12 protein-coding genes are annotated in these 15,696 nt (G+C 35.7%); 1 reads left to right on the top strand and 11 read right to left on the bottom strand.

The features are described from left to right. Nucleotides 1-92: 92 nt before the first annotated feature. From HM983_RS03140 to HM983_RS03120, 5 genes are all read right to left on the bottom strand, one after another. Nucleotides 93-275, bottom strand: coding sequence for a CPXCG motif-containing cysteine-rich protein (locus HM983_RS03140; RefSeq protein WP_179343934.1), 183 nt, complete (start codon nt 273-275; stop codon nt 93-95). 14 nt (nt 276-289) lie between these two features. Next, nucleotides 290-1,609, bottom strand: coding sequence for a TolC family protein (locus tag HM983_RS03135; protein ID WP_179343933.1), 1,320 nt, complete (start codon nt 1,607-1,609; stop codon nt 290-292). Further along, nucleotides 1,599-4,796 carry an efflux RND transporter permease subunit gene (locus HM983_RS03130; RefSeq protein WP_179343932.1) on the bottom strand — a complete coding sequence of 1,066 codons (3,198 nt, stop codon included), beginning with the start codon at nt 4,794-4,796 and terminating at the stop codon, nt 1,599-1,601. The genes HM983_RS03135 and HM983_RS03130 overlap by 11 nt, the downstream gene beginning before the upstream one ends. Before the next feature lies 1 nt (nt 4,797). After that, entirely contained in the window at nt 4,798-5,940 is a 1,143-nt protein-coding gene (locus HM983_RS03125; RefSeq protein ID WP_179343931.1) for an efflux RND transporter periplasmic adaptor subunit, read from the bottom strand. A gap of 126 nt (nt 5,941-6,066) precedes the next feature. Then, a complete protein-coding gene (locus HM983_RS03120) occupies nt 6,067-7,974 on the bottom strand; it encodes an ABC-F family ATP-binding cassette domain-containing protein (protein WP_179343930.1) in 1,908 nt (635 codons plus the stop codon). Between the two features lie 110 nt (nt 7,975-8,084). Between HM983_RS03120 and HM983_RS03115 the strand changes: the two genes are divergently transcribed. After that, on the top strand, nt 8,085-8,477 hold the full coding sequence (locus tag HM983_RS03115) for a DUF983 domain-containing protein (RefSeq protein ID WP_179343929.1): 393 nt from the start codon (nt 8,085-8,087) through the stop codon (nt 8,475-8,477). Between the two features lie 21 nt (nt 8,478-8,498). On the opposite strand, the gene HM983_RS03110 is transcribed toward HM983_RS03115, so the two are convergent. The 6 genes from HM983_RS03110 to HM983_RS03085 all read right to left on the bottom strand — a co-directional run bounded on the left by HM983_RS03110 (nt 8,499) and on the right by HM983_RS03085 (nt 15,690). After that, entirely contained in the window at nt 8,499-9,542 is a 1,044-nt protein-coding gene (locus HM983_RS03110; RefSeq protein ID WP_179343928.1) for an NAD(P)/FAD-dependent oxidoreductase, read from the bottom strand. Nucleotides 9,543-9,703: 161 nt separating this feature from the next. Beyond that, nucleotides 9,704-10,603, bottom strand: coding sequence for a type IX secretion system ring subunit PorN/GldN (gene porN / locus HM983_RS03105; RefSeq protein WP_179343927.1), 900 nt, complete (start codon nt 10,601-10,603; stop codon nt 9,704-9,706). A gap of 64 nt (nt 10,604-10,667) precedes the next feature. Continuing rightward, on the bottom strand, nt 10,668-12,245 hold the full coding sequence (gene porM, locus HM983_RS03100) for a type IX secretion system motor protein PorM/GldM (protein WP_179343926.1): 1,578 nt from the start codon (nt 12,243-12,245) through the stop codon (nt 10,668-10,670). A gap of 48 nt (nt 12,246-12,293) precedes the next feature. Further along, entirely contained in the window at nt 12,294-12,926 is a 633-nt protein-coding gene (gene porL, locus HM983_RS03095) for a type IX secretion system motor protein PorL/GldL (RefSeq protein ID WP_179343925.1), read from the bottom strand. An 85-nt stretch (nt 12,927-13,011) separates the two neighbouring features. Further along, nucleotides 13,012-14,358, bottom strand: coding sequence for a type IX secretion system lipoprotein PorK/GldK (gene porK, locus HM983_RS03090; RefSeq protein ID WP_449658178.1), 1,347 nt, complete (start codon nt 14,356-14,358; stop codon nt 13,012-13,014). Between the two features lie 165 nt (nt 14,359-14,523). Further along, on the bottom strand, nt 14,524-15,690 hold the full coding sequence (locus tag HM983_RS03085; RefSeq protein WP_179343923.1) for a formimidoylglutamase: 1,167 nt from the start codon (nt 15,688-15,690) through the stop codon (nt 14,524-14,526). Nucleotides 15,691-15,696: the final 6 nt, after the last annotated feature.

The following is a 15,696-nucleotide window of genomic DNA, read 5'->3' as shown; positions in this document are numbered from 1 at the left end:
ATATACACGCAATCGGTCGAATGTACAAATTTTTTCGACGAACTGCACATCGAAATTACGTATAAACCTATCTACTACCTAGTTACGATTTTTTACTGTTCTATGTTTTTAGCTTGAAAATTAATGATTTCCCGACTTTCAGTAATCACTGAAATCTGAATAGGATTGCAACAAATTTCACAATCCTCAATGTAATTTTGCTGTCTTTGAGATGTATCGATGAGCATCGAAATCTGTTCCCAACAGTATGGACATTGAAAGAAATACTCTTCCATTATCAGGTTTTTTTTTAAAATTGAACGTTTAACAACTCTCCGCTCAATTGAAGCACGGTGATTTCGGCCAATTTAGCATCGTATTTTGCTTGGTTTCTGCTTAATTCCGCATTTAATAGGTTCAATTGTGCTTGTCTGAATTCGATTGAAGTCACTTGACCTAGTTTGAACTTTTCTTCTGTACGTGCAAAATTATTTTCCGATGTTCGAATGTTATCTTCTTGCACTTGGTAAATCAGCAGTTTATTTTGGTAATCGTCCCATGCATTATTGAAATTCCGTTCAATATCAATTATTAATTGTTCTTTTTGAAGCTTTTGATTTTCTAGAAAAATTTCGGTGTTTTTTACTCGAGTTATGGTGCTGCCTCCGTCAAAAAGGTTCCAAGTTAAATTTAATCCTGCAGACAAGCTTGTAGTTGCATTTTGTAATACGAATGCCAACGGACTATTGTTGGTAGATTCATTCCAACCATAAGAGCCAACGAGACCAACAGTTGGTAAAAACTGGGCTTTGCTGGTTTTGATATCATATTCGCTAATGCTAATATTGCTTTCGGCTTGTAAAAGTGACACATTATTAGCCTTTGTTTTTACGAGTAAATCTTCCTTATTTAATTGCATTAAAAAATTAAGATCCGTATCCACTTGAAATTCTTCTGAATATGCATTGCCCATCACCACATTTAAATCGCGCTTAGTGTTTTTTAGCTGCTGTCTAATATTGATTAAACTAATACTATCGTTATTGATATCTACTTCAGCATTTAACACATCTAATTTAGTATTCTGACCATAATCAAATTGGTATCCAGCTCTCGTTAAACGATCCTTCGAAATAAGAAGTGTTTCCTCTAATGCATCGGTATTTTCTGAAAGCTGTGCTATGGTGTAATAAATAGAAAACATTTGCAACATAGTGTTTTCAATAGTTTCTCGAGCTTCCAACTCCGACAGTTGATATTGCTCTTTCAATCTTCGATAATTGTACAAACGCCCCAAACCATCAAACAATGTATAGTTGAGATTGATTGAAGCGTTATACCGTCTTGTTTCTGCGCCTTCTGCTACTCGAGATTCACCATTGGCCAATTGACCTTCAGAATTCTGAACTTCAATATTAGCACCTCCATTGCCTGTAAGCGTAGGCAAATAACCAGAATTAAGTACGCCTTGGTTGTTGTCTGCGACCTCAACAGTATTCGCAGCGATCTTGATGCCATAATTATGCTCTAATGCCAACTTAATGGCTTCATCTGTTGACAGCACCTGTTGTGCAGTAGCCACAATTACAAAGAAAAACAAGCCGTATGTGAGATAGACTTTAATGTTCATTATCTTCTATTTTTTGTTCTTTTATGGCGCGTTCTAAATCTTCCTTTGGTACTCTTTTACCAGAAATAAGCCATTTCGTATTCGTTTTGAAACTGTTGGTTGCAGACAATAATAGCGGCAAAATTATCAAAGTCAAAATAGTAGCAATACCTATTCCGTAGGCAATGGAAATCGCCATTGGCTTTAAGAATTGTGCTTGTCTACTTTTTTCCAGCAACAACGGAGCAATACCTGCTATAGTGGTCAGTGAGGTTAAGAATATCGCTCTGAATCTTGCTCTTCCAGCTTCGTACAAAGCGTCTTCAAATTTCATTCCTGATTTTAAAAAGGAATTGAATTTACCTATCAAAACCAAGCCATCATTCACCATTATACCAATGAGTGCGATTATACCCAACATGGAGAGGATATTAATCGGAAAATCGTGAAACCAATGTCCCCAAGCCACGGCAATAAAACTAAATGGTATCAATAATATAAGCATCAATGGCTGGCTATAACTTCTAAATGTGAATGCAATCACTACATAAATTAAGAATATGACCACCGGAACGGTTGTTTCTGCCGATCTTGAAAGTTTTCCCGCCTCTCGATTCTGCCCTTCGTAAGACACTCCTACCGTAGGGTATTTTGAAAGGATTTCTGGCATTACATTATTTTGAATATCCAACAGTATTTCTGCTGCACTCCCATTGGGATCTTTTAAATCTGCATTGACCTGAATCTCCCTTTGCCCATTTAAATGACTAATGCTCTCGTCTCCACGTTTAATTTCGTAAGTAGCAATTTCACTGAACGGTACGCGCTGTCCCAATGGAGACACAATACGCATATCGTCCAAATCACTAATGGATGTTCTGTCTTCCCTATCGTATCTCACCCAGACTCTAATTTCGTCTTGACCTCTCTGAAAACGCTGGGCTTGCAACCCAAAAAATCCCGCTCTTACCTGGCTCATCACATCTCTTAAGTTGAGACCAAGCGCATAAGCGGTTTCATTCAAGTCGATGTTAATTTCTTTTATGCCTTCAGGATCTGTATCCGTTACATCAGCTAGCAACGGGTTTTCTTCTAATACTTCTCTTAATTCAGTTTTGGCACGTTTCAACTCTTCGGTATTATTTCCCAATAATGAAATTGACACAGGTGAACCACCAAAATTTCCACCAGATCCAAATGTTAAGCGTTCTACACCATACACATTGCCTACTTCTTCTCGTATGGCATTAGTAATTTCAGGTGAGCCAAAATCACGTTCTTCTCCTGGCAGGAGGTTCACATTTATACTTGCCTTGTTATTTCCAGGACCAACACGCTTGGTTATATTTTCTACAACTTGCTTACTCCCTGATTGTTTTTCTGAAAACGTTTCATTAACACGCCATGCAGCATCTTCTACCAATGTAATAATTGAATCCGTTATTTTTGGATTGGTACCTTCTGGCATCAGTAAATCGATACTCACCCTATCACTGGCAATACTTGGAAAAAAGGACGTCCTAATAATGCCTCCCATATTAGCACCTATAGTAAGAATCATAAAAGCTAATAATATGGCAAAAGTTATAAAGCGTTGATTGAGTGCAAAATTTAAAACCGGACTATAAATACGGTCACGACAATACACCATAAATTTATCGCCATATTCGTTGATTTTTCTAAGTTTTAAAAAAGCCTTTGCGATGCCTTTCTTCTCTTCTTTTTCCTTAGTAGACATTTTTACCAATGCTTTTGAATGCGCAATGTGAGCAGGTAAAATTATCAATGCTTCAACCAGAGATACGACCAAAGTCAAAATAACAATGACTGAGACTTCACTGAAAAAATCCCCAATTCTACCTTCAAGAAAAAGAAATGTTGAAAACGCTAAAACTGTTGTAGTAATTGCCGATAGAATTGCCGGCAGTACTTCCATAGTACCGTCTATTGCTGCTTGAATTCTAGGTTTTCCGGCTTCATAATGCTGATAGATGTTTTCTGCGATAACGATACCATCATCTACTAAAATACCAATAACAATAATCATCCCGAACAGCGAAAGTACATTAATGGTAACTCCAAATTGTGCGGCGAAAACAAACATGCCCAAAAAAGCGATAGGCAACCCAAAGGCTACCCAAAATGCTAACCTTGTGTTTAAAAAAATAGAAAGGAAAAATAACACCAATAAAATTCCAACTGCTCCATTTTCTAAAAGTAACTGCGTTCGTTGGTTCAATCTTATTGAAGAGTCAGTAATTACATCAATCTTAATTCCAGTATATTTTTGATTGAACTCTTCAATATATGCATTCACTTGGTCTGCAGTAGAAACCAAATCTTCACTATTGGTATTTGTAATTTCTATATTTACGGCAACATTTCCATTAAAATACGAAGCATTGGGTGTTTCCGAGAAACGGTCCCTTACCGTAGCAACATCCTGCAACCGAACGATGGTACCATCATTTTGTGCTCTCACAGGCAAATTGTTGAGTTCGTCACCGTAGTAAGATCGGTTATTCGCTCTTATGAGATAATCTTCAGAATCTGTTTTTATATTACCTCCAGTAGTTAAAATGTTAGCTTGCGATACTGCAGCAGCCACTTCAGCAAACGTGAGATTATAGGCGAGTAAATCATTTTCACGCACCGCAATTTCTATCTCCTCTTCGGGATAACCCGTGATATTAATTTGAGAAATACCTTCCATCGCACGAAGGTCGTTTTCAATATTTCTTCCTATTTGTTTTAAAGCTGTAAGCTCTATATTCTCTCCACTAACTGAAAAATCAATAGTCTGCCTGATTCGTTCTTGCTTGGCAACAACCAAAGGCTCCATTCCCGTTGGAAAATTAGGAACACGGTCTACGGCATTTTTAACTTCGGCCAACATATCGTCGATGTCCTCGTCACTTTCAATTTCTACCGTTATGCTTCCTCCATTTTCTCGCGACGTGGAAGTTACTCGTTCGACACCGATCAATCCTTTGAGGTTATCTTCGATTTTAAGCACAACACCTTCCTCAATTTCTTGTGGTGCAGCGCCTGGATAAGCAATATTTATTGAGATGATTTCGGCTTCTTGTAAGGGAAAAAATGAAGATTGAAGCCGTAGCATACCCAATACACCAAAAATGAGAAATGCAATGATGATAACATTAACTGCGACATCATATTTAATGAAATAAGCAATAACTTTTCTCATGTTATCCTTGGGTTTTTGCTGCTTCAGAATTATTTGATTCTTCATTTACTTTTACCAACATACCTGCATAAGCTCCAGGAACTGATTTGGAAAGTATAATGGTGTTTTCAGGAATTCCCTTTACAACAACCTCTTTTGGAGAAAAATAAACAGGATTCACTTTGATTATATCCAAAACACTGTCTTTTATAACAAAGATTTCCGTTTGGTCCACTAACAGTTTTCGTGAAAGCTTATATGCATCAGGAATTTCTTTGGCTTCTAATTGAGCTTCCAGATACATACCTTCCTTAAGATCATCTCCTTTGACTTCTACAAAAACGGTTACTGTTTGTGTTGCTTGATCGATCCGTCCATTAATTCTTGCAACCGTACCTGTGTAATTGGTTTGTTTGTTTAATGTATTTAAGGTAACTTTTTCACCTATTTGCAGTAGATCGCTAAATGTTTTGCTGATTGCTAACTCGAGCTCATATACCGAAGTATCAATAAATTCTCCTAACTTTTGACTTGGTCGCACCAACGTGCCCTTGTTAACAAGAGCTTCTGTGAGAATCCCATTGTAAGGCGCATAAATTCTGTATTTTGAAAGTCGTTGCTCAAGGTTTTTCACATTATAGTATGCTGACTGCACACCACGTCCCGTGATAAAATAATTGACTTTTTCATCTTTGGAATTTGGTAATTCTGCAACACCTTTATCCATATTGAAATTCTGAAGATAGGTTTGCCAAATCGGAAATGCTTCAGGATAGTCCAATCTTAAATCTGGCATTAAGGAAGTAATGAGGTTATACAATTCACTTTTTGCAGATTGTACCGAGGCGTAGTATTCGCTAGAGTTGATTCCAATTAATAATTGTCCTTTTCTGTAAGGTTGTCCTGGTTTAAAATCCTGCGATGAACTCTCGAACACTCCCTGTACTTCTGAAAAAAGTTCTAATCGATTTTTTGCAACAAGGTTTCCATTTGCTGGAATTGTGATTGGTACGGTTGAATTTTTTACCGTATCCACAAAAACGGTCTTAACCACTTTAGCAACCGTGGGTTTGGTCTTTGTATTACTCTCTATGATAAAATACGCACCAACACACGCTGCAATAATAATAACAGCACCTATGCCCAATAACAGTAACTTCCTCATTAAATATTAGTTTGATGGTTAGTTCCCTTGTTTTTTTGAGTTGAAATTTAAAACAAAGAATAAGCTACAAAAATATTCAATTGGCAATGGTATGCAGTTAAAAAAAACTTAAAAGCCTAATGGCAATTATGATAACTCATCTAATTGAAACTGGAGGTTTTCCCAGTCTTGCATCAACTTATCCAGAGTCTTTTTCTTTTTTTGGTAAGCATCAAAGAATTTAGGGTCTGAGGCCGTCTCATCATAATTAGTAGCCAACTTTACGTCATCTGCTTTGATTTCTTTCTCTAGCTGGTTAATTTTAGACTCTGTATTACTCAGCTTATTATTGAGGGATTTTAATTTTTTCTGATCCTCGTAGGTTTGTTTATTGGTTTCTTTTGGCTTATTGGCTACAACTGTTCTTTTCTCGGCTTCTCTTAAGTTTTCGAGATTACGTTGCTCGAGATAAAAATCGATATCGCCTAAATATTCTTTTATATTTTGATCTTTAAATTCGTAAACAGTGTCCGTTAAACCTTGTAAAAAGTCCCTATCGTGAGAGACTAAAATTAAGGTGCCTTCAAATTTTTTAAGGGCGTCTTTTAATACATTTTTTGATTTTATATCTAAGTGATTGGTGGGCTCATCCATAATAAGCACATTCAATGGCTGTAGCAATAGTTTTGCCAATGCTAAACGGTTACGCTCACCACCAGATAGTACTTTTACATACTTTTCCACTTCATCACCTCTAAACAAAAATGAACCTAAGATGTCTCTAACCTTACTTCTATTTGTTTCATTTGCAGCATCAATCATCGTATCCAAAACGGTTTTACTACCATCTAAATATTCTGCTTGGTTTTGGGCAAAATAACCGATTTGCACGTTGTGACCCAGTTCTAATTTACCTTCATGTTTTATTTCTCCAACAATAATTTTTGCCAATGTTGATTTTCCCTGACCGTTTTGACCTACAAAAGCGGTTTTTATATCTCTATCGATGGTTAAATTCACATTATGTAAAACCCGTAAATCATCATAATATTTAGATACATTTTGCACCTTAACCACAACTTTCCCTGGCGTAACAGATACTGGGAAGTTTAGCGACATAACGCTATTATCATCTTCATCGACTTCAATTCTATCTATTTTATCAAGTTTTTTTATGAGTGATTGGGCCATTGTGGCTTTACTGGCTTTAGCTCTAAATTTCTCAATCAGTTTTTCAGTTTGCTGAATTTGTTTTTCCTGATTCTTTTGAGCTGCTAATTGCTGAATTTTCATCTCTTTGCGCAACTCCAAAAACTTCGTGTATGGTTTGTTGTAATCGTATATGCGACCAAGTGATATTTCAATGGTACGATTGGTAACGTTATCAAGAAACATTTTATCGTGAGATACGATGACCACTGCTCCGCTGTAGTTCTTCAAAAATCCTTCGAGCCAAATAATGGATTCGATATCCAAGTGGTTGGTCGGCTCATCCAAAAGTAACAAATCGTTATTTTGAAGTAATAATTTCGCAAGTTCAATTCTCATGCGCCATCCACCAGAAAATGTATCTGTTAGTTTGTCAAAATCTTCACGTTTAAATCCTAAACCCTGAAGGATTTTCTCCGTTTCACCTTGATAATTGTAACCTCCTAAAATTTCATATTGATGCTGAACGTCATTTAGGTCAATCATCAACTGATTGTAGGATTCACTTTCATAGTCGGTTCTTTCGGCTAGCTGCGTGTTTATTTTTTCGAGCTGTGCTTCGCATGCTTTAATTTCTTTAAAAGCTTCGTATGACTCTTCTAAAACAGTCTTTCCAAAATCGAAATCGATATCCTGTTTTAAAAAACCAATCTTTAAATCCTTGTCGGCTGCAATCTGTCCAGTATCTGGCTCTTGTTCTTTAGAAAGAATTCTTAGCATCGTAGATTTGCCTGCTCCGTTCTTACCTATGAGGCCGATGCGATCACCATTTCCCAATTTAAATGTGATGTCCTCGAACAAATATTCACCTTGAAATGATATGGATAGATTATGTATGTTTAGCATAGTTTTAGTCAATATTACAATTGCTATTATTGTAGCAATTGTTACAATGCAAAGTGCTTAATTAGTTATCTTTGCTATGTCATAAAAAATGCAAAAGTAAACTATTAAATATGATTAAAAAAGGAATGAAAATGTACAGCATTTTATTTGGCGTCTGCCCAAAATGCCATCACGAATCAATGTACGAGAACAAAAATCCTTATATCATTTCTGAAACTCTGAAGATGAATGAACGCTGTTCGAAGTGTGGTTTTAAATACCAAATAGAACCTTCTTTTTTCTATGGATCAATGTACGTTAGTTATGGGGTTGGTATTGCCTTTGCTGTGGCTGCTTTTATAATTAGCTATATTTTGATTGAAACTTCTTTAGTAACCGCTTTTATTGCAATAGTATTAACCTTAATTGCCTTTATGCCTATTATAATGAGAGTCTCGCGCAATATTTGGATTAATCTTTTTGTCGGTTATAATAAAGAACTGGCTCAGAAGTCATCAAAATAAGAAATGATTTAAACTGGGTTTTTAACTAAATCGATTGACATCAATTTCTTTATCCAAATCTTTGTTTTTTTCTATGTGACTGAATAATTGCTTTGCAACATACGGTGCTATCATTACACCTCTACTACCCAATCCATTTAAAATATGTAAGCCTTTATAATTAGGGTGCGTACCAACTATTGGTCTTCGGTCTTTTACCGTGGGTCTGACTCCCGCTACGTGATTTATGACCTCAAATTCACACTTTAAAAAAGTTTTAAGTTTAGAAATTAATTCTGATTTAGCTGATTCTGTAGGTGTATTGCTTTTGTATTCGCGGTCGTAAGTTGAACCAACATTGTATAGGTTATTGCCCAAAGGAATTAAAAACACCGATGATTTAATGACTTCAGCCATTTTTAATTTTGGCGCTTTGATGGTCAAAATTTCACCTTTATTACCTCTGACAGGTAAGTCTTTAAAATACGGGTTTTGTTTTACTCCTACACCTTCGGAAAAAACGATATGTTGTGTTTCAATATTTGCATAATTGATTTCATTTTGACTTAAATTCAAAAAGTTATAATCGAATCGTTCTTCTTTTAGTTGATTGTTTTGAGCCAGAAATGATTTGTAATTAACAATTAAAGTATGGGTATCAATTCTTCCACCATTTAAAACTTCACCAAATCCGAATGGTGCATCGATACAGTTGTTTTGGTTTTTTATGATTTTAGTTGAAAGAAATGGCTCTAACGCTGGTTTGTCGCTTGCTGTAAACCATAAGTTCTGCTCTTCGATTGAAGCTAATCGTCTTAAAATTTTTAGCTTATAATCAATTTTTATGTTTAAATCATTTTCAATCTTTGTATACATGGACAAAGCCAAATCCAATTGCTCCTTAGCTTTCCAGACTGCGGTAAAACGTTTTAATACAACTGGATTGTAAAGACCAGCTGCAACTATAGATGACTTTTGTGATTTATCATCATACACCAAAAACGATTTATTCTGCGCTCTCAGCTGTTCGCAAAAGGCTATGCTTGCCAATCCGCAACCTACGATGATGTAATCTGTTTGTTTCATTGAGGCAAAAGTAAATAATTCTATTTCGACAACGGATGCATTGATGACAAAAACAAATCCCTTCTTTAACTTGTTGTGACTGCATTCCAATAACTGGAACCAAAAAAAGAAAACGCCCACTTAAAAGTGAGCGTTTCGTTTATTTTGAGATATAGAACTAATTAATAATTCCACATGTCTTGTTCAAAATTTCTAATTTTATCTTTGATTCGTTCTGATTCCAGAAGCTGCATAAGTGCATTTTCAGCTACGTATTCCTTAACTTCCCTGTCTCCATAAACGTTTTCTTCTTTGTATATAATACCACTAAAACGTCTACTGTTTAAGAGATGGTCAAAAGATATTGGCACTGAACTATTACGCTCGTTAAAAGCTTTGGCTTCATGCAGAATATCTCTAATTTCTGGAAAAAATACCCAGAACATTGGGATAGGCACTTTGTTTGCCTCGTCATCTGAATCAATAAAGTTAACGTCTGGTGCAGCTGGTGCAATACCCAAGATACGATACTTTAATTCGCCTTGACGCTTATCGAAATACCATAGTCCTTTAATTAAATAAGACTTGATATCATATGCATCAATATTACGCTTTACAATATATTCCGGATCAACGAAACCATCTGCATTAAACTGGTCGTAACCGATATCTAATGTATCAACCTTTTTTAAAGAAGCTTCAAGATCTTTTTGAGATAATTCATTTCTAAAATAAGAGTCACTATATACTTGAGAAATATATCCACTTTTAATATTATCCATTAACACATAAAATAGCGGACGTCTGTCCTTACCAATATTCGCAGTGTCAACTGGGAAATATAAAGGGAAGTTGGCACGCTCGTCTAAGACCACGTTTTCCCAAGTCATTTTAGAATACAAAATGTCTCTATCATCTACATAACCATATTCCAATGGTTTGTCATTATCCAATAGCAACTGTGCTTCTGTTTTTACTCCGATCTCTTCAGGAATCTTGGCATTGAGGATATTTGCTTGTGCAAACAAACCACCAGTGGCTATCATCCCAACAAAGAGTATTAATAATTGCTTCATTTTCATTTTGTCTATGTATTAAATTTGAGACTTTTAATTATTTCTAAAACGTCTATCTCTAATATTTATTTTAGTTCGCCAATTCTATCGCAACCGCTGTAACAGTTTTGATTCTGATTGGATTGTTCGGTGCACTTGCTTTGATATTGATAAACTGAACGATATCACCTCTTCTAGCCGATCTTAATGCGTTTTTAGCAGCCGAGTTTAAACGGTTACCTTGTACGTTGATTGATGGCTTTCCAGGAACCTTAAACGTAAATGAATTTACATTGATAGGTAATTTGAAATCGAAATCATCTCCAAAATCAGCAGATAACCTACCAATTTCCACATTATTACGTGGTAATTTAGCTCCACTTTCTTGACCGTTAAATGCGCCTAGAGGCTTAGGTAAGTCTTTAATTCTAAAAGTTTTCTTATCACTTACCTTAGAACCATCGTCTAATGTAGCTGTAACATTAATAGTTACTTCTCTACCAGAACCTGGTCTCATTTCGTATTTACCAGTACCGCTAACAGACTTTAATCCTGCTGCACTAGCACTTACTTTATTATCAGGTACACCTGCGAAAGAAATGGTCATTGGGTTAGTTACACCTCTGTATACCACATTCATTTTGTCGGCAGAAATAGTAGCCGAATTTGGTCGTGGAACCACAACGTAATTACCAACATAAGGAATTTCCAATGGTTCACCTTTTTCCATGAATGTAAATGTTCCTTTGACTTCGTTCTCACCAACACTACCTGTTGTGAAATTAAGTCTGGCATTTCCTAAGGAATCAATGGCACCTTCTTCTGTCAAAGACACTTCGTTACCATTTACCATCAATTTGTTTGGTGTTACACTAGCATATTTACCCAATACTACTTTTCCTTGGAATTTTTCTCCTGCAAAAAACGCATTTTTGTCCGGGATTACAATTGCTTGATAATTCTTTAGGGTTACAGCTTCTTCAAGCGAATTTCCTAAAAATAAGTTGTATAAGTTAGCTTCAGTAGTTCTTACATCATTTTGAATCGCTGTTAATTTAGCATGTGATGCGATTGCAGGAAAACCTTTAAAATTGTAATCTAAGTAATTCACTGCAGAAGCTTCTTCTGGTTTTACGTCACTTAAATCAAAACGCTTTTCAAAATTTTGTATTGCATTATTATAAGATACCTCATCACCTAAAACAGCTTTGATGTCCTCTTTATATTTTCTAAAAGTTTCCATAACTTCTTGACCCTTCTTGGTCAATCTGTCTCCAGTAAACCAAGCTTCATCAAGATAATCGCCTTTGTCCATTTCTTCAAAAGGAAGCTCACCATTATCTTCTAACTCGTAACCGCCACCTACTACGATATCCTTTTTTAAGGTACCTATGTAGTTGGCAAATTTATCAGAGATTTGTTTAATCTGAGCTGCTTTATTAGCCGCTACTCTAAACTCTTTTGGTTTTTCTTCAGCTTTTAAAGCTAGACCCTTAAGTAAGTTCTCATTTGAAGCTGTTGTTAACTCGTTTGTTGCTTCAAACTTTGCATCCATTGAACCGAATGCCGATAATACCTCTTTAGTCATTGTCATTGCAATCATTGCAATAAAGACAAGGTACATCAAGTTTATCATTTTCTGCCTTGCAGATAATTTTCCTCCTGCCATTGTAATTAGTTTTTAGTGTTAATTAATAAATTAGATTATAAAAACCAATTAGTTTTTGTTCATTGCAGAAAGCATTCCACCGTATACACCGTTTAAAGATGATAAGTTTGATGCTAATGACTGCATCTGTTCTTTTAATTTAGTGGCATTTTCTACAGCCTCTTCATTAACAGTTGCTTGACGGTTCGCAGATTCCATCTGTACTTTATAAAGACTGTTCAATGACTCCATTTGTGCTGCCGCTAAAGATAATTCCTCACTATATTTTTTCTGTGCTGTCATAGCATCTACAGTAGGTGAAATTCCTTTTGCTGCACCTTCAAAGTTTTTGATGCTAGTTCCTAAACTTGCCATAAGTTCGCCGTCTATTTTAGCTTCCTTAAGTAAGTTATCTAATTTTTTAGATAATAATCCTTCAGCATCTTTTGGCTCTTCTTTAATACCTTTTTTCTTTGTTACTGCCCCTCCAGCCAATTCTGGATATACTAAAGACCAGTCCAGGTCATCTCCTTGTTTTTCAAAAGCTGATATTGTAAATACAATTGCTTCTACAATCATACCAATCGTTAAGATTAATGATCCATAAGGCCAGTGTTGAATTTTAAATAACGCGCCAATAATTACAATTGCCGCTCCAAGTCCGTAGACCATATTCATCGATGATAATTTCTTTTGTGCCATAATTTGTTTTAGTTTAAGCTTAAGTCGGTTATGGATGTAACTTAAGTAGGTTAATAGTTAATTTGGTTATTTGTTAAGGTTAAAATTAATTTGTTGCTGCATTCTTAGTTACCTCGGTACCCATATAGTCCTGAACAGTTCTAAATCCGATATAACTTCTTGCAGAATCTGCGTATTCATAATCCCTTGTACTAACTTGTAAGAAGTAAGCGACATCTTTCCAAGATCCTCCTCTAACAACTTTACGTGCGTTATCAGCATCATTGACATTAGGATTAATAGTTGAAGAGAACTCATAGGACGCAGGATCGTATGAGCCATTTACCCATTCCGATACATTCCCTGCCATATTGTACAAGTTAAAATCATTAGGATCGTAGGCATCTGCCTCTACTGTGTAAAGAGCTTGATCGGCCGCATAGTCACCACGCAATGGTTTAAAGTTTGCCATAAAGCAACCTCTATCGTTTTTAGTATAAGGTCCTCCCCAAGGGTAGGTTGCTCCTTGTAATCCTCCTCTTGCTGCGTATTCCCATTCTGCTTCAGAAGGTAATCTATACACATTTACTGGTTGCTGACCTTTACTTTTTTGGAATGCATTATGCTTTAAAGTTCTCCATTGACAAAAAGCCTGGGCTTGTTTCCACGAAACTCCAACTACTGGATAATCGTCATAAGCTGAATGCGAAAAATAATCGTTATGCATAGGTTCATTATATGAGTAAGCGAAATCTCGAATCCATGCGGTTGTATCTGGATATATTTCTACTTCTTCTTTTGTAATAACCTCAGCTCTACTCAAACTTCTATCCTTTGCGGCCTTAGCAATATCCATATGGGAATACTGGAACTTAAATTGCTTTACATCCCAAGTTCGTTGGCCATTATAAGATTCCTCTAATGGAAGATACATACCATCCATTACCTCAGCATACAATTCATCTGGGTAATCGTTGGTGTCATAAATCAAGTCCACGTCACGGTTTATCTTTCTCTGCTCATTACCATAAGTATTGAGCATATAGCTTTCGTAAGCATTCAAATTATCTGGGTCTGAATCCAAATAAGCAAATTCACCAATATCGCCGTTACCTGGAGTCTTTCCTTCTAAGTCTGCCATTTCTGCCAACTTTAATCTTAAAATAGAATCTCTTACCCATTCTACAAAAGAACGGTACTCACTATTAGTAATTTCAGTTTCGTCCATATAGAAGGCACGTACTGTTGCTGTTTTTGTCGGAGCATTCTGAACACCAGCCAAATCATCATCAGACTTACCCATTATAAAAGCACCACCTGGAACAAGGGTCATACCATATGGTTTTTCCGGGTGCCATTTTTTTCCTTTGGTACCTACTAACTGTCCACGGTCTCCAGAGTTACAACTGGCAACCATCACAAGCACAGTGGTTAATAAAATTAGCTTCTTAATATTCATAGTAACACGAGGTTAAATTAGTCGTTGTTATTTTCGAGGTGGTAAACATATTTATATATTTTCTAAAAAACAACTTTTTTTAAATATTTTTTGCATTTCATCTTAAAAAAAAGCATTTCGTCGATTAATTTTGTATGAATAATCGACAAAGTGCTCGATTTAATAGCTGTTCTTCCTAAAAGCCTTATACCATCTTTCAGGTATTTCACCCTTGGTTGCTTGCAGATAATCGATGTGCATGCATGGTAATAACGTATGCTTTTTTAATTTATTATTAACGTCTGGCAAAAAAGGAATCTCGATCCACCAACGTCCAGTTTTCAGACTTTTATAGAATATAAGCTCATCATCTTCTACAAGCACATTGTATTTTTGATAGTTATTTTTATTCAAGAAATCATCATCCTTTACCCTGCAATTAACACCTTCAATAAAATACCAAATCATTTGTGATAATAACATAGAAGTTGCACTATCGTTTTGTGAATTTTGATATTCGTAAATACCAAAAGAGGATACCTTATTACTTATACCAGCATATCTACTTATAGAACAAATTTCTTTTCCTGAAAACCCGTTAGGCGAATATTTTTGATTATCACTCACTTCTGCAGCTCTTACCGATTTTAGATCAACACTTACAATATGTGCGTCCCGCAATAATGGTTCTACCATATTTATATTTGCAGAAACCTCACCCAATCGATAAGCTTCGAAATATAACTTTTCAATAAGGTCAATTTCTTCTTGCGAATTGAAATAGGTTTGATAACCAATGGTGGTATAATTAAATAAATTATACGGTTGCTCTACAATGACCTTACCAACATAACTGTTATTCTTAACAGGAAGATTGGCGTCTCCCAAATCGAAATTAGTATCTACATTTACAATATTTACCATAGGAAGTAAATTATCATAGGCACGATAATTGGCATAAGTCAGGTCTTGACTCCCTCCTAAAATTATAGGTATAACTTCTTTTTCTACTAATACATTGATTGCCGTTCTAATAGCGAAGTAAGTATCTTCAACGGTTTCTCCTGGTTCAATATCACCAAGATCGGCTAAAGTTGTGTGCCAATTACCCGGAAAAAGTGTATATAATGTTTTACGTATGGCGTCAAAGTTAAGCTTTGCACCCATGTAATTGACATCGTTTCTATTTTCTTGGACACCGATGATGGCTAATTGTACTCCGTCTAAATCCGGAATGCCATTTTTTTTTGAATGAATTTTTATTCTCTTACCTAAGGCTTGCGGTGCTAAAAGTTCGCTGTGTGCCAAAACTGAATCTGAAACTGGCGAAAGAAAATTAAAATTCATAAGTGT

Source organism: Winogradskyella ursingii (assembly GCF_013403975.1).
Taxonomy (GTDB): Bacteria; Bacteroidota; Bacteroidia; order Flavobacteriales; family Flavobacteriaceae; genus Winogradskyella; species Winogradskyella ursingii.
Note: the sequence above shows the minus strand (reverse complement) of the source record. Positions and strands in the feature narration are given on the sequence as shown.

Bases quoted from the DNA above. Each gene is read 5' to 3' on its own strand.
- HM983_RS03120 (WP_179343930.1), bottom strand. From the start codon at position 7,974: ATGCTAAACATACATAATCTATCCATATCATTTCAAGGTGAATATTTG.
- HM983_RS03115 (WP_179343929.1), top strand. From the start codon at position 8,085: ATGATTAAAAAAGGAATGAAAATGTACAGCATTTTATTTGGCGTCTGC.
- porL (WP_179343925.1), bottom strand. From the start codon at position 12,926: ATGGCACAAAAGAAATTATCATCGATGAATATGGTCTACGGACTTGGA.
- porN (WP_179343927.1), bottom strand. From the start codon at position 10,603: ATGAAAATGAAGCAATTATTAATACTCTTTGTTGGGATGATAGCCACT.
- porM (WP_179343926.1), bottom strand. From the start codon at position 12,245: ATGGCAGGAGGAAAATTATCTGCAAGGCAGAAAATGATAAACTTGATG.
- HM983_RS03125 (WP_179343931.1), bottom strand. From the start codon at position 5,940: ATGAGGAAGTTACTGTTATTGGGCATAGGTGCTGTTATTATTATTGCA.
- HM983_RS03110 (WP_179343928.1), bottom strand. From the start codon at position 9,542: ATGAAACAAACAGATTACATCATCGTAGGTTGCGGATTGGCAAGCATA.
- HM983_RS03140 (WP_179343934.1), bottom strand. From the start codon at position 275: ATGGAAGAGTATTTCTTTCAATGTCCATACTGTTGGGAACAGATTTCG.
- HM983_RS03130 (WP_179343932.1), bottom strand. From the start codon at position 4,796: ATGAGAAAAGTTATTGCTTATTTCATTAAATATGATGTCGCAGTTAAT.
- HM983_RS03085 (WP_179343923.1), bottom strand. From the start codon at position 15,690: ATGAATTTTAATTTTCTTTCGCCAGTTTCAGATTCAGTTTTGGCACAC.
- HM983_RS03135 (WP_179343933.1), bottom strand. From the start codon at position 1,609: ATGAACATTAAAGTCTATCTCACATACGGCTTGTTTTTCTTTGTAATT.